The 14852-nt window shown below is 67.3% G+C and carries 11 protein-coding genes; 7 read left to right on the plus strand and 4 right to left on the minus strand.

Annotated elements, in window-relative coordinates:
• The first annotated feature begins 108 nt into the window (after positions 1-108).
• The 3 genes from U5817_RS02890 to U5817_RS02900 all read left to right on the plus strand — a co-directional run bounded on the left by U5817_RS02890 (position 109) and on the right by U5817_RS02900 (position 4047).
• Complete coding sequence (locus U5817_RS02890; RefSeq protein ID WP_407281008.1) at positions 109-2295, plus strand: YgiQ family radical SAM protein; 2187 nt, start codon at positions 109-111, stop codon at positions 2293-2295.
• Positions 2288-2914 (plus strand): 1,6-anhydro-N-acetylmuramyl-L-alanine amidase AmpD, encoded by a 627-nt coding sequence (gene ampD, locus U5817_RS02895; RefSeq protein WP_211167122.1) that lies wholly within the window; start codon positions 2288-2290, stop codon positions 2912-2914. The genes U5817_RS02890 and ampD overlap by 8 nt, the downstream gene beginning before the upstream one ends.
• A 404-nt stretch (positions 2915-3318) precedes the next feature.
• Positions 3319-4047, plus strand: coding sequence for a transglycosylase SLT domain-containing protein (locus U5817_RS02900; protein WP_246262294.1), 729 nt, complete (start codon positions 3319-3321; stop codon positions 4045-4047).
• Positions 4048-4089: 42 nt separating this feature from the next.
• Here U5817_RS02900 and U5817_RS02905 read toward each other — a convergent pair whose 3' ends face one another.
• Positions 4090-5250, minus strand: coding sequence for a pyridoxal phosphate-dependent aminotransferase (locus U5817_RS02905; protein WP_407279660.1), 1161 nt, complete (start codon positions 5248-5250; stop codon positions 4090-4092).
• Between the two features lie 109 nt (positions 5251-5359).
• On the minus strand, positions 5360-7207 hold the full coding sequence (locus U5817_RS02910; protein ID WP_407279661.1) for a phosphoenolpyruvate carboxykinase (GTP): 1848 nt from the start codon (positions 7205-7207) through the stop codon (positions 5360-5362).
• A gap of 333 nt (positions 7208-7540) precedes the next feature.
• Here U5817_RS02910 and U5817_RS02915 point away from each other — a divergent pair, with 333 nt between their 5' ends.
• The 3 genes from U5817_RS02915 (at position 7541) to pbpG (ending at position 12305) form a co-directional block, all read left to right on the plus strand.
• On the plus strand, positions 7541-9817 hold the full coding sequence (locus tag U5817_RS02915) for an NADP-dependent malic enzyme (RefSeq protein ID WP_169129275.1): 2277 nt from the start codon (positions 7541-7543) through the stop codon (positions 9815-9817).
• Positions 9818-9913: 96 nt separating this feature from the next.
• Positions 9914-11044: a patatin-like phospholipase family protein gene (locus U5817_RS02920; protein ID WP_169129277.1), complete on the plus strand. Its 1131-nt coding sequence runs from the start codon at positions 9914-9916 to the stop codon at positions 11042-11044.
• Positions 11045-11222: 178 nt separating this feature from the next.
• Positions 11223-12305: a D-alanyl-D-alanine endopeptidase gene (gene pbpG, locus U5817_RS02925; protein ID WP_169129279.1), complete on the plus strand. Its 1083-nt coding sequence runs from the start codon at positions 11223-11225 to the stop codon at positions 12303-12305.
• 42 nt (positions 12306-12347) lie between these two features.
• Here the strand turns inward: pbpG and U5817_RS02930 are convergent, their stop codons facing one another.
• Positions 12348-13079, minus strand: coding sequence for an IclR family transcriptional regulator (locus U5817_RS02930; protein WP_211167126.1), 732 nt, complete (start codon positions 13077-13079; stop codon positions 12348-12350).
• Positions 13080-13354: 275 nt separating this feature from the next.
• On the opposite strand from U5817_RS02930, the gene U5817_RS02935 reads away from it, so the two are divergent.
• Positions 13355-14497 carry a pseudouridine synthase gene (locus U5817_RS02935; RefSeq protein ID WP_407279662.1) on the plus strand — a complete coding sequence of 381 codons (1143 nt, stop codon included), beginning with the start codon at positions 13355-13357 and terminating at the stop codon, positions 14495-14497.
• Here the strand turns inward: U5817_RS02935 and U5817_RS02940 are convergent.
• The gene (locus tag U5817_RS02940) at positions 14441-14746 is read right to left on the minus strand and encodes a hypothetical protein (protein WP_169129285.1); all 306 of its coding nucleotides are present in this window, start codon (positions 14744-14746) and stop codon (positions 14441-14443) included. The genes U5817_RS02935 and U5817_RS02940 overlap by 57 nt on opposite strands.
• Positions 14747-14852: the final 106 nt, after the last annotated feature.

Here is a 14852-nt window from a genome sequence, read left to right on the forward strand (position 1 = left end):
GGCGCCTCCGGGCGTCCGAGTACAATGCACGCGACAATGATCCCCGATTCTCCCCCCAGCATCACCGCGGGCGCCCGTCCGCCGGCCCGCCCTGCGCCCTTCCTGCCGATGTCCCGCGCCGAGATGAAGGCGCTCGGCTGGGACGCGTGCGACGTGATCCTCGTGACCGGCGACGCCTACATCGATCACCCCAGCTTCGGCATGGCCCTGATAGGGCGGCTGCTCGAGGCGCAGGGCTTTCGCGTCGGCATCATCAGCCAGCCCGACTGGAAGAGCGCCGAGCCCTTCCGCGCGCTCGGCCGGCCGCGCCTGTTCTTCGGCATCACCGCCGGCAACATGGATTCGATGGTCAACCGCTACACCTCGGACCGCAAGATCCGCTCCGACGACGCCTACACCCCCGGCGCCGAAGCCGGCAAGCGCCCCGACCGCGCGGTGACCGTCTACGCGCAGCGCGCGCGAGAGGCCTTCCCGGATGTGAACGTCGTGATCGGCAGCATCGAAGCTTCGCTGCGTCGCATCGCGCATTACGACTACTGGTCCGACAAGGTGCGCCGCTCGGTGCTGCCCGACTCCAAGGCCGACCTGCTGATCTTCGGCAATGCCGAGCGTGCGCTCGTCGATCTCGCTCGCCGCCTCGATGCCGGCGAGCCGATCGCGGCGATCCGAGACCTGCGCGGCACCGCCTTCATGGTGAAGCCAGGCTGGCTGCCGGGGGAGGACTGGAGCGAGATCGACTCGCTGAGCCTGGACCGCCCCGGTCGCATCGAGCCGCATGCCGACCCCTACGCGATGGAGGCGGAGAAGAGCACTGCGCCGGCCGCGCAGCCCACGGGCGATGGTGCCCAGCCGGTGCGCATCGTTCCCGCCGCCGAGCGCGTCGCCGCGCGCCGCGCCGCCCGCGGCAAGACCGCCGTCCGCCTGCCGTCCTACGAGACCGTCAGCGCCGATCCGGTGATGTACGCGCACGCCTCGCGCATCTTCCATCTCGAATCCAACCCCGGCAACGCCCGCGCGTTGGTACAGGCGCACGGCGAAGGGCCGGGCCGGCGCGACGTGTGGCTCAACCCGCCGCCGATCCCGCTCACCACGCCGGAGATGGACTTCGTCTACGGCCTGCCCTACGCGCGCCGCCCGCACCCCGCCTACGGCGACGCGCGCATTCCGGCCTGGGACATGATCAAGTTCTCGATCAACATCATGCGCGGCTGTTTCGGCGGCTGCACCTTCTGCTCGATCACCGAGCACGAGGGCCGCATCATCCAGAGCCGTTCGGAGGAATCGATCCTGCGCGAGATCGAGGAGATCCGCGACCGCACGCCCGACTTCAAGGGTCACATCACCGACCTTGGCGGCCCCACCGCGAACATGTACCGCCTCGCGTGCAAGGACAAGAAGATCGAGACCTCGTGCCGGCGCCTGTCCTGCGTGTACCCGGACATCTGCGAGAACCTCGGCACCGACCACGCGCCGCTCGTGTCGCTGTACCGCAAGGCGCGCGCGATTCCCGGCGTCAAGCGCGTGACCATCGGCTCGGGGCTGCGCTACGACCTCGCGGTGCGATCGCCCGAGTACGTGAAGGAGCTCGTCACGCACCACGTCAGCGGGCTGCTCAAGATCGCGCCCGAGCATACCGAGGAGGGGCCGCTGTCGAAGATGATGAAGCCCGGCATCGGCACCTACGAGAAGTTCGCCGCGATGTTCGAGAAATACTCGCAGGAGGCGGGCAAGAAGCAGCACCTCGTGCCCTACTTCATCGCCGCGCACCCCGGGACGACCGACGAGGACATGGTGAACCTCGCGCTATGGCTCAAGAAACAGGGCTTCCGGCCCGACCAGGTGCAGACCTTCCTGCCCACGCCGATGGCGATGGCGACGACGATGTACCACAGCCGTCGCAACCCATTGCGCAAGGTATCGGCGGACTCCGAGGTCGTCGAGACCGCCCGCTCCGGCAAGGTCCGCAAGCTGCACAAGGCCCTGCTGCGCTGGCACGACCCGGAGAACTGGCCGCTCATCCGCGAGGCGCTGCAGCACATGGGGCGCGCCGACCTGATCGGCAACGGGCCGCACTGCCTCGTGCCGCGCCATCAGCCGGGCGTGCCGCTGGGCGCGGCCGAGCGCCCTGCGGCATCCGCGGGGCGCCCGCCGTCCGGAGGCCCGGCAGGCAAGCGTCAGCCCGGCGGCAGGCCGGCGCCGGCAGGCAACCGTGGTGCGCCGGCGGGGCGTGCGCCGGCACGTTCCGCTGCGGCCGCGAGCGGCAAGCCCGCCCGCACGGGCAAGCGCCATGCGTAGGCCAACGACGGAGCTCATGTTCCGCGAGCCGGTCGAGGACGGCCTCGGACCGCTCGCGGGCGGATGGCTGGAAGGGGCGCAGCACTGTCCGTCGCCGAACTGCGATGCGCGCCCCGCCGGCAACGAGGTGAAGCTGATCGTCGTGCATGCGATCAGCCTGCCGCCGGACGAGTTCGGCGGTCCGGGCGTCGAGCAGTTGTTCACGAACGCCCTCGATCCCGCGGAACACCCGTACTACGCTGCGATCAGCCCTCTGCGCGTGTCGGCGCACTTCTTCATCCGCCGCGACGGCCGCCTGATGCAGTTCGTGCCCACGGACGCGCGCGCATGGCATGCCGGCGTGTCGAGCTGGAACGGGTGCGAGCGCTGCAACGACTTCTCGATCGGTATCGAGCTGGAAGGCTGCGACACCCAGCCCTTCGAGCCGGCGCAGTACACCCGCCTCGCCGCGCTGCTGCGCGTGCTGTGTGCGCACTACCCGGTCGAGGCGGTCACCGGCCATTCGGACATCGCTCCGGGGCGCAAGACCGACCCCGGTCCGTGCTTCGACTGGCAGCGATTGCGGCTGGCGCTCGACCTGCCGAAGCTCGCCTGCGGACCGGCGTCAGGGACGGTCTGAGCCCTTCCGAATGATGTTGTTACATCTTTTGTGACAATTTTTCCGCAGCCTTCGAATGCCTGCCTGTGCAAGACTTCGCGTCCAGGAGGAGGGCGGAGGGACTTCCCAGGCCGTGTGCCTGGTTGACCAAGCCCAATCAAATCAATAAAGTAGGGTCGTTGCTGCGGTGCAGCAACGTGGTTTTTCAATAATTGGACGCGGGGCGGTGCGCGATTTCCAGCGAAATCGGGTGCCCTGGGGCAGCGCCGGAGAGCGCATCCCATCCTCGCCGGGCGTGAGATCTGGTTGCGATCGCGCGCTCGAACAACCACTGAAGACGTGATCATCCGACTGACAGGCGAAGTCTGCCTGGGCGTGCTGTTGGCGCCGCGGTCGGGGAGCATGGTCGCAGCAGGGAGGTACCGATGACTCACGCAACTTGTCCTGGCCGCAGGCCTCACGGCGCGGCCGCGTTCTTCGTGCATTTCGTCCACGGCAGTCTGATGCTCACCGCCTTCGCGCTCGTCGCGTTCGTCGGAGCGGCTTATCTGCAGAAGGATCCCGTCAGCTACGCTGACCTCGCCGCGGGGGCGTCGGAGTCCGTCGCAGCAGGCGACGCGGCACAGGCGCCGGTCGCGCATGCGCCCACCGAAACACCGCGGCCGAAGTCCGTCGCATCGGCAGGCGGCTTGTCCATCGAGATGCGCGGCGTGCGCGATTTCGTCGCGCAGCGCTACAAAGTCTCCACGCGCACGCTCGAGCCGCTGCTTACGGCAGCCGAACTCAGTGGCCGCAAGCTCGGCATCGACCCCTTGCTGATCGTCGCGGTGATGGCGATCGAATCGAGCTTCAATCCGTTCGCCGAGAGCAACATGGGCGCGCAGGGCCTGATGCAGGTGATCCCGCGCTTCCATATGGACAAGATCGGCCGCAACGCCGGCGAGGACGCACTGTTCGACCCCACGCTCAACATCCGCGTCGGCACGATGGTGCTCGTCGAAGGCATGCAGCGCTTCGGCACCCTGCAAACCGCGCTGCAGTACTACGGCGGCGCGCTCCGCGATCCGAACGCGAGCTACGCGAACAAGGTGCTGGCGATGAAGAAGCGCCTGGTCGCGGCAGCATCCCGCGCCAAGACCGAAACCGGCGTCTGATCCGCAGCGGCGGGGAGCGTCTCCCCGTCGCGCCGATCTTCCTCAGGCCAGCATGCGCGCGATGCGTTCGGCCGCTTCCAGCAGGCGCTCACTGCGGTTCGTGTAGGCGATGCGCAGGTGGCGGCGCGGCTGGTTGTCGCCGAAGTCCAGCCCCGGCGTCGCCGCCACTCCGGCTTCCTCGATCAGGCGCTGCGCGAGCGCTTCGCTGTCGTCGGCGAGGCGTGACACGTCCGCGTAGATGTAGAAGGCCCCCTGCGGCTCCGCCGCAACCACGAACCCCAGTTCGCGCAGGGCTGGCAGCAGCGTGTCACGGCGCTGCGCGAACTCGTGCCGGCGCGCCTCCAGGATTTCTATCGTCGCGGGCGCGAAGGCGGCCAGCGCGGCGTGCTGCGCCGGCGTCGAGGGCGAGATGAAGAAGTGCTGCGCAAGCTTCTCGATCTCGCGCACGTAGGCCTGCGGAGCGACCAACCAGCCCAGGCGCCAGCCCGTCATGCCGAAATACTTGGAGAAGCTGTTCACAACGAACACGTCGTCCATGCTCTTCAGCACGGTGCTCGCGTCGACGCCGTAGGTCAGGCCCTGGTAGATCTCGTCGACGATCAGCGTGCCCCCGCGCGCGAGCACCGCCGTCCGCAATGCGGCCAGTTCGGCCTGCTCGAGCAGGGTGCCGGTGGGGTTGGACGGGCTGGCGACGATCAGCCCGCGCGTGCGTGCCGTCCACGCGCCGGCCACCTGGTCGGGTGTCGGCTGGTAGCGCGTCTCCGCGCCCACCGGCAGCGCGCGCGGCACGCCCTCGAAACTGCGCACGAGGTGGCGGTTGGACGGGTAGCCGGGGTCGGGCAGCAGCCACTCGTCGCCCGGGTCGGTCGTGGCGGCCAGCGCCAGCATCAGCGCGCCGGAGGCGCCCGGTGTCACGATGATGCGCTCAGGTGCGACGTCCGCGCCGAAGCGCTCCTGGTAGAAACGTGCGATCGCCGCGCGCAGCGGCGGCAGGCCGAGGGCCGCGGTGTAATGCACGTCGCCGCCGGCGAGGAAGCGCGTCGCCGCATCGATCATCGGCTGCGGCGTCGCGAAGTCCGGCTCGCCGACTTCCATGTGGATGATGTCGCGCCCCTGCGCTTCGAGCTCGCGTGCGCGTCGTAGCAGCTCCATCACGTGGAAGGGCTGGATGTCGACGGTGCGGCGGGCGAGATGCGGGCTCATGCGGAATCCTCGGGTGCGATCGGTGTGAAATTGTAGGGGACGGAAAAAAACAAAAGCGCCGACACGCGGCGCTTTTGCTCGTTCAGCCGGCCTGGGCCGGCCGGAGAACTCAGACCGACAAGGCCAGTTCGAACATCTCGCGCTTGAGCGTCAGCGCGCGCGGCAGGCGATCCTGCAACTTGTCGAACCATTCCTTGTGCAGCTCCAGTTCCTTCTTCCAGGCGTCGGCGTCGACCTGGGTCAGGGCCTCGAACTCCTCCTTGCTCACGTCGGAGCCGGTCCAGTCGATGTCCTCGAACTTGGGCATCCAGCCGAGCGAGGTTTCCTTCGCGCCGATGCGGCCGCGCACGCGGTCGACGATCCACTTCAGCACGCGCATGTTCTCGCCGAAGCCGGGCCACATGAACTCGCCCTTCTCGTTGATGCGGAACCAGTTCACGCAGAAGATCTTCGGCGTGTTCTCGACCACGTGGCCCATCTTCAGCCAGTGGTTGAAGTAGTCGCCCATGTGGTAACCGCAGAAGGGCAGCATCGCGAACGGGTCGCGGCGCACCACGCCCTGCGCGCCGAAGGCGGCGGCAGTGGTTTCCGAGCCGAGGGTCGCCGCCATGTAGACGCCGAAGTTCCAGTTGAAGGCCTGGTAGGCCAGCGGCACGGTGGTCGCGCGGCGGCCGCCGAAGATGAAGGCCGAGATCGGCACGCCGGCGGGATCTTCCCAGGCGGGATCAATCGACGGGCACTGGCTAGCCGGCGCGGTGAAGCGCGAGTTCGGGTGCGCCGCCTTGCGGCCGGTTTCCTTGGCCAGCTCCGGTGTCCAGTCCTTGCCCTGCCAGTCGATCAGGTGCGCGGGGGCTTCCTTGCTCATGCCTTCCCACCACACATCGCCGTCGTCGGTCAGCGCGACGTTGGTGAAGATGATGTTCTCCTTCAGCGTCGCCATCGCGTTGTAGTTGGTCTTTTCCGACGTGCCCGGGGCGACGCCGAAGAAGCCCGCTTCGGGGTTGATGGCGTAGAACTTGCCGTCCTTGCCCGGCTTGATCCATGCGATGTCGTCGCCGACGGTGTAGATCTTCCAGCCGTTGAAGGACTTCGGCGGGATCAGCATGGCGAAGTTGGTCTTGCCGCAGGCCGACGGGAAGGCCGCCGCGACGTAGGTCTTCTCGCCTTCGGGCGACTCGACGCCGAGGATCAGCATGTGCTCGGCGAGCCAGCCTTCGTCGCGCGCCATCGTCGAGGCGATGCGCAGCGCGAAGCATTTCTTGCCCAGCAGCGCGTTGCCGCCGTAGCCCGAGCCGTAGGACCAGATCTCGCGCGTCTCGGGGTAATGGACGATGTACTTGGTGTCCGGGTTGCACGGCCAGCGCGAATCCTTCTCGCCCGGCCCGAGCGGGGCGCCGACCGAGTGGATGCAGGGCACGAACTCGCCGTCGGTGCCGAGCACGTCATACACGGCCTTGCCCATGCGCGTCATCGTGCGCATGTTGGTGACGACGTAGGGGCTGTCGGAGATCTCCACACCGATGTGCGCGATCGGCGAGCCGAGCGGGCCCATCGAGAACGGCACCACGTACAGCGTGCGGCCCCGCATGCAGCCCTTGAACAGGCCGTTGAGGGTCTCGCGCATGGTGGCCGGGTCTTCCCAGTTGTTGGTCGGACCGGCGTCGTCCTTGTTCTTCGAGCAGATGTAGGTGCGGTCTTCGACGCGCGCGACGTCCGAGGGGTCGGACCATGCGAGGTAGGAGTTCTTGCGCTTTTCCGGGTTGAGCTTGATCAGCATGCCCGCGTCCACCATTTCGGCGCACAGGCGGTCGTATTCCTCGACCGATCCGTCGCACCAGTAGACCCGGTCGGGCTCGGTCAGTGCGGCGATTTCGGCGACCCACTTCTTCAGGCCGGCGTGGCGGATGTAAGCGGGCGCGCCGGCCAGGATGGTCTCGGCGGACAAGCGTTGAGTCATGGTGAAAAGCTCTCCAGATTGCAGAAGCAAAAGCGGTAACCCACCTGGAGCTCGCAGCCACGCGTCCTGGCGGGGTTTTGAACGGGTCTTCGGACCTTCTTGTGGTGCCGGCCTTGCGGAAACTACTAGGGTAAACCGCAGTCGGCGAAAGCCTAATATTATGCCACGCCAGCGGGGCCGACGGAAAACAGCTTCTTCGCTCCCCGGCGTTCGGTCGTTCCGCCGCATTCCGGCGGGGCTGTCTCCCGGCTGCAATCCGCGGCATCATTGCAGGTTCGGGAGACGGTCGGCGACGACCGCGAGAGATTGATTACAACAATGACGGGACATCACATGGACGAACTGATCCGCGCTGCGGCGCTCGACTATCACCGCTATCCGCGGCCGGGCAAGATCTCGGTTACCCCCACGAAGGTGCTTTCCAACCAGCGCGACCTGTCGCTGGCCTATTCGCCCGGCGTTGCCGCCGCGTGCGACGCGATCGTGGAAGAACCGGCGGAAGCCGCGAACCTGACCGCGCGCAGCAACCTGATCGGCGTGGTCACCAACGGCACGGCAGTGCTCGGTCTCGGCAACATCGGCCCGCTCGCCGCCAAGCCGGTCATGGAAGGCAAGGGGGTGCTGTTCAAGAAGTTCGCCGGCATCGACGTCTTCGACCTCGAGATCGCCGAGAACGACCCCGACAAGCTGATCGACATGATCGCTGCGCTCGAGCCCACCTTCGGCGGCATCAACCTCGAGGACATCAAGGCCCCCGAGTGCTTCTACATCGAGTCGCGCTTGCGCGAGCGCATGAAGATCCCGGTCTTCCACGACGACCAGCACGGCACGGCGATCGTCGTCGGCGCGGCGATCCTCAATGGCCTGCACCTGCTGGGCAAGGACCTGAAGAAGGTCAAGCTCGTCACTTCCGGCGCGGGCGCTGCGGCGCTCGCCTGCCTGGGCCTGCTCGAGAAGCTCGGCATCCCGGTCGAGAACATCTGGGTCACCGACCTCGAAGGCGTCGTGTATGAAGGCCGCACTGCCCTGATGGATCCGATCAAGGCGCGCTACGCGAAGAAGACCGAGGCGAGAAAGCTCGCCGAGGTCATCGAGGGCGCGGACGTGTTCCTGGGCCTGTCGGCGGGCGGCGTGCTCAAGCCCGAGATGGTCGCGAAGATGGCGGCGAAGCCGCTGATCCTCGCGCTCGCGAATCCGACCCCGGAGATCCTGCCGGAACTGGTGAAGTCGGTGCGCGACGACGCGATCATCGCCACCGGCCGTTCGGATTATCCGAACCAGGTCAACAACGTCCTGTGCTTCCCCTTCATCTTCCGCGGCGCGCTCGACGTCGGCGCGACGACGATCACCGACGAGATGCAGCTCGCCGCGGTGAAGGCGATTGCCGAGCTCGCGCGCGCCGAGCAGAGCGACATCGTCGCCGCCGCCTACGGCGAGAAGGTGTCGGGCTTCGGTCCCGAATACATCATCCCGCGCCCCTTCGATCCGCGCCTGATCGTCAAGATCGCCCCGGCGGTGGCCGAGGCCGGCATGGCCTCGGGTGTGGCGACGCGCCCGATCACCGACTGGGACGCCTACCGCACCCAGCTCAACAACTTCGTGTGGCATTCGGGCCTCATCATGAAGCCCGTGTTCGCCGCCGCGCGCGGCCAGAACCAGCGCATCATCTTCGCCGAAGGCGAGTCCGAGCGCGTGCTGCGCGCGGTGCAGACCGTCGTCGATGAAGGCCTCGCGCGCCCGATCCTGATCGGCCGCCCCGATGTCGTGAATGCGAACATCGAGCGCTTCGGCCTGCGCATGCGCGCCGACCATGACTTCGAGCTCGTAAACCCGGATTCCGATCCGCGCTTCAAGGAGCTGTGGACCTACTACCACGGCCTGATGGAGCGAGAGGGCGTCTCGGTCGAGTACGCGAAGAAGGAAGTGCGCCGCCGCACCACGCTCATCGGCGCGTTGCTGCTCAAGCAGGGCTATGGCGACGGCCTGATCTGCGGCACCTACGGCATGCACCGGCTGCACCTCGACTTCATCGAGAAGGTCATCGGCCGGCGCGAGGGTGTGAAGCACTGCTACGCGCTCAACGTTGTGAACCTGCCCGAGCGCACGCTGTTCCTCGCCGACACCTACATCAACTATGACCCGTCGCCGGAACAGATCGTGGAGATGACCTTGCTGGCGGCCGAGGAGATGGCGCGCTTCGGCATTTCGCCCAAGGTCGCGCTGTTGTCGCACTCGTCCTTCGGTAGCGCCGACTCGCCGACTGCCGAGAAGATGCGCGCCGCGCTGCGTCTGCTGCACGAGCGTCACCCCGAGCTCGAGGTCGAGGGCGAGATGCATGGCGACGCGGCGCTCGACGCCGAGCTGCGCCTGCGCATCTTCCCCAATGCGCGCATGCGCGATGCTGCCAACCTGCTGATCTTCCCGACGCTGGACGCCGCCAACATCGCCTTCAACCTGCTCAAGACGGCGGCGGGTGAAGGCATGACGGTCGGCCCGATCCTGCTCGGTGCGGCACGTCCGGTGCATATCCTCACGCCTTCGGCGACCGTGCGCCGCATCGTCAACATGACCGCACTGACGGCCGTCGAAGCGGCGCAGCGTCAAATCTGACGCACCTGGCCGTGAAAACGCGGGTGCGGGCCTTTCCCGGCCGGCACCCGCGTGGCAAGATTTTCCCGGTAGTGTCCGCAAGCGACCGGAGGCTCGATGGCTGAAGGCAAGGCTGCGCTGGTACTGACGGGAGGCGGCGCGCGCGCCGCCTACCAGGTAGGGGTGCTGTCGGCGATCCGCGAGATCCGCGGGCGGCAGGCGGGCAATCCGTTTCCAATCCTGTGCGGCACCTCGGCGGGCGGCATCAACGCCGTCGCGCTGGCGGTTTTTTCCAGCGATTTCACCCGCGGCGTGCGCATGCTCGCGCGCATCTGGCGCCAGTTCCACGTCGACCAGGTGTATCGTGCGGACGCCGCGGCACTGCTTGCGAACGGCCTGCGCTGGGCATCGGCGCTGACGCTGGGCTGGGCGATACACCAGACGCCGCGCTCCCTGCTCGACAATTCCCCGCTGCGTCGTCTGCTCACCGAAGTGCTGGACTTCTCGGCCATCGGCCGCAGCATCGAGCAGGGTCACCTGCACGCGGTGAGCGTGGCGGCATCGGGCTATTCCTCGGGCGAGAGCCTCACCTTCTTCGAGGCCGTGCCCGAGGTGCAGGCGTGGCGGCGCATGCAGCGGCTTGGCATGCGGGCGTCGATCGGCGTCGATCATCTGCTGGCGACGAGCGCGATTCCATTCGTGTTTCCGCCGGTGCGCATCAACCGCGAATGGTTCGGCGACGGCTCCATGCGCCAGCTCGCGCCGGTCAGTCCCGCGATCCATCTGGGGGCCGACCGCATCCTCGTGATCGGCTCAGGGCGGCTGGCGGAGGAGGGGCGCCAGCGCTCCGAAGGCTACCCTTCGCTCGCGCAGATCGCCGGCCATGCCCTGTCGAGCATCTTCCTCGACAGCCTGTCCGTGGACCTCGAGCGGCTCCAGCGCATCAACATCACGGCCGGGGCGATGAGTCCGGAACAGCGCGCCGCAGCCGGCGTCAACCTGCGGCCGATCGAAACCCTCGTGATTTCACCGTCGCAGCGGCTCGATGCGATCGCCGGGCGCCACCGCGAAAGCCTGCCACTCGCGCTGCGCACGGTGCTGCGCGGCATCGGCGCGATGCGCCGCGACGGATCGACGCTGCTGTCCTACCTGCTGTTCGAACCGCCCTTCACGCAGGCGCTCATCGAGCTCGGTTACAAGGACACGATGGACCGGCGCAGCGAAGTGGCGGCTTTCCTCCGTGTGTAACGTTCGCCATGTGCGGCGCAGGGTCATCTAAACTATTAGTTTGGACGGACGTGTGACGCGATGTAAGAAATTTTTCGCGAAATACTTCAAAAAGACTTGATATCTGCTTAATTTGCATAAGAATAGTAATGAGACGGATGTTGTTCCCTTCCGTGTTACTTTTGTTTCAGGCCACAACATGAAATTCCGTAATCTGGCGATCGCGATGGTCAGTCTCGCGATGATGCAGGCGGGCTGGACTCTCCCCGCTTCCGCCGCCACGCGGGCGGCCGGGTCCGATTCGACTGGAACCGTGACGAAGTCCGTCAAGAAGTCCGCGAAGCGCTCGGTCAGCGCGCCGGCCAAGAAGACGGTGAAGAAGCGCGTGAGCCGCAAGGCGGTCGCGCGTCAGGAAGCACGCCGCGTCAAGGTGTCGCTGCGTCGTGATGCCGTGATCCCCGAAGCGGCGATCGACAGTGCGCCGCTGCAGCTTGATGCCGCCGGCCTGCCGCATCTGCGCTCCTCGGCCTTCCTCGTCATGAACCAGAACACCGGCCATGTGATCCTCGAGAGGAAGAGTGATTCCGTGCTGCCGATCGCGTCGATCACGAAGCTGATGACGGCGATGGTCGTGCTCGATGCCGGCCAGAGCCTGTCGGAGGAGATCACGATTTCCGAAGGCGACATCGACACGCTCAAGGGCACGGGCTCGCGCCTCGCGCTGGGCACCCGCCTGACGCGCGAGGAGATGCTGCATCTCGCGCTGATGTCGTCGGAGAACCGCGCTGCGTCGGCACTCGCGCGCCACTATCCCGGGGGCGAGGCGGCCTTCATCGCGGCGATGAACGTCAAGGCGCGCATGATCGGCCTGACCGAAACGCATTTCGCCGATCCGACCGGCCTTACCCCGGAAAACGTGTCGAGCCCGCACGACCTCGCGCGCATGGTGTCGGCGGCGTCCACGTATCCGCTGATCCGCGAGTTCTCGACGACTTCCGAGCGTTACGTGCAGATCGGTTCGCGCATGCACCGCTTCGGCAACACCAATTCGCTCGTGCGCAACCCCGATTGGGAAATCGGCGTCCAGAAGACGGGCTACATTCGCGAGGCGGGCCGCTGCCTCGTGATGCAGGCTTGGCTGTTGAAGCAGCCGGTGATCATCGTGCTGATGGACTCCGACGGCCGCTACTCGCGCACCGCGGACGCGGTGCGCATCAAGAAATGGCTCGAGGCCGCCGGCCCGCAGCGCGTGGCGACGGCGGCCGGGAAGGAAAACATCTGAGCTTGCGTGAACGCGCCTCCCCCGGCAGTGCCGGGGCGGCGCTCAGCGAGCGGGGCGTTTGACGTAGCCCAGCGCGCGGGAAATCTCGTCCGCGGCCTCGCGCACGAGCGGGGCGCGGTCGGGGCTGAAGCGCTCCGAGGGGGTGGACACCGACAGGCCGGCGATCAGTTCGCCACTGTCGTCGCGCACGCCTGCTGCGATGCAGCGCACCCCGATCTCCACTTCTTCCAGGTCGAAGGCCACGCCGTGGCGCCGGACCTTGTCGAGCTCCTTCTCGAGCATGCCGATCTCGGTGATCGAGGCCGGCGTCGAGCCGGGCAGGCCGGTGCGCCGTGCGTACTCGCGCACGCGCTCGGAGCCGTCCTCGACGAGGAAGAGCTTGCCGGTGGCGGTGGTGTGCAGCGGGGCACGTGCGCCGACGATGTGCACGACACGCACGGCGGAGCGGCCGCTGGAGGTCCGCTCGACGTAGACGATCTCGTCGCCGGCGCGGATGCCGAGGTTCACGCTCTCACCCGTGGCCGCATGCAGCTTGAGCATCGCCGGCATTGCCGTTTCGCGCAGGGAAATGCGCGACTTGACCAGGCTGCCGAGTTCAAGCAGCCGGATCCCCAGGCGATAGGTGCCCCCTTCTCCGCGCTCGACGAAACCGCTCTGCGCCATCGCGCTCAGGATGCGGTGCGCGGTCGACGGGTGCAAGCCCGTTTCCTGGGCGATCTGCTTGAGCGCGGCGGGGTCCGGGTGTTGTGCCAGCACGTCGAGCAGCTTCATCATGCGCTCGACGACCTGGATCGGATTCTTGGTTTCGGTGGGGGTGTTGGTGCTCACGCGATCGCTAAGGGATGTGCAGTTGCGCGCATTCTAGCCGGCCGGGTTGATTTCGCCTAGTGAAATGCCGCGGCGCTTCCTGCAATGCCGCCGTTGCGTCGCTGGAAGCTGCAGCGGCCTGTCGATATACTTCGAGGATTGCGCCCGGCGATGCCGGGCATTGTTTTTTCAAGGCTTCGTCCGCACGATGCGCGGGTGTGCCTGTGACCCGGATTGTCACCATGAAGCGCTCAAAGGATGCCGGTACGCCCGGCGACGCCCCCGAACAGGAAGACGCAACTGCCGCGCCGCGCCGCACGCTTGGCGTGAAGAAGCAGGACGACGCCCCGACCGCCGAGACGCAGCGCCGCGTTGGCGTGCGTGCGCGCTTCCAGCCCGGCTATGCGAAGGCAATCGCGAAGTCTAAACCGGCGGCCGGCGACGAGAAGGCGCAGGCTCGCAAGGCCGGGCGCGACGCGGGCGAGGCGCCGGGGCGCAAGCCGCGTCCGCAGGCAGGCGCCGGGGCGGCTGCCGCGCCCCGTCCGCGCAGGGACGGCGGCAAGGCGCCAGCGAAGCCGGGGGGCGAACGCACCGAGCGCAGGCAGGCCGCCTCGGGCGCGCCGGCGCCCCGTGCGACTGCCTCGCCGGCGGCTGCGGCCGAAGGCGTGCGCCTGTCGAAAGTCATGGCCGAACGCGGCCTGTGCTCGCGCCGCGAGGCCGATGAGTTCATCGAACGTGGCTGGGTGCTCGTGGATGGCCAGTGCGTGTCCGAACTCGGCACCCGCATCGACCCGAACGCGGAGATCACGCTCGCACCGCAGGCGTGCCGACGCCAGTCCCAGCGCGTCACGATCCTGCTGCACAAGCCGGTCGGCTACGTGTCGGGCCAGCCCGAACCCGGCTACGAGCCGGCCGTTTCCCTGATCGGTGCGGCCAACCAGTTTGACCGCGACACCGCGCAGCCCTTCGATTTTGCGCATCTCAAGGGCCTGGCGCCGGCCGGACGCCTTGACATCGACTCGACCGGCCTGCTCGTGCTGACGCAGGACGGCCGCATCGCGCGCCAGCTGATCGGCGACGATTCCGAGGTGGACAAGGAATACCTCGTCCGCGTCGAGGGCGAGCTCGACGAGCGCGGGCTCGCGCTGCTGAACCACGGCCTCGAGCTCGACGGCCGCAAGCTGCGGCGCGCCAAGGTCGAGTGGATCAACGAGGATCAGCTGCGCTTCGTTCTGCGCGAGGGCCGCAAGCGTCAGATCCGGCGCATGTGCGAGCTGGTCGGCCTGAAGGTGGTGGGCCTCAAGCGCATACGGATCGGGCGGGTCCGGCTAGGCGACCTTCCGCTCGGGCAATGGCGCTTTCTCCACGAAGACGAGCGGTTTTGACATCTTCGCCCGTGCCTTCAGGGGTGTGGGCCTGGTCGCCGCGGCGCCGCGACGGCGCCGCGCTGCGCGCTTGACCGGCAGGCTGGCCGGATCGCTGACCCCGGACTGTTCCGTGAACCAGCCTTTGAGCGGGCAGTCGAAACCGTCCGGGCAGCCATGCTCGTGGGCGCACTCCTTCTGCGTTTCATCCAGCAGCACCATTTCCCGGACGGCTTCGCAGCGGCCGATGGGAGAGTCGAGGAAGGTCATGACGAACTCCTTCAAGCGGTTATGCAGAAAAAGGGAATTTTTGTAATTCCAATCTAGTCAGCATCGGCTCGGGGTGCCCGCCCGAATCGCGTGGAATTGATCTGGC

The sequence above is a fragment of the Aromatoleum evansii genome, from assembly GCF_045689615.1.
Classification (GTDB): Bacteria; Pseudomonadota; Gammaproteobacteria; order Burkholderiales; family Rhodocyclaceae; genus Aromatoleum; species Aromatoleum evansii.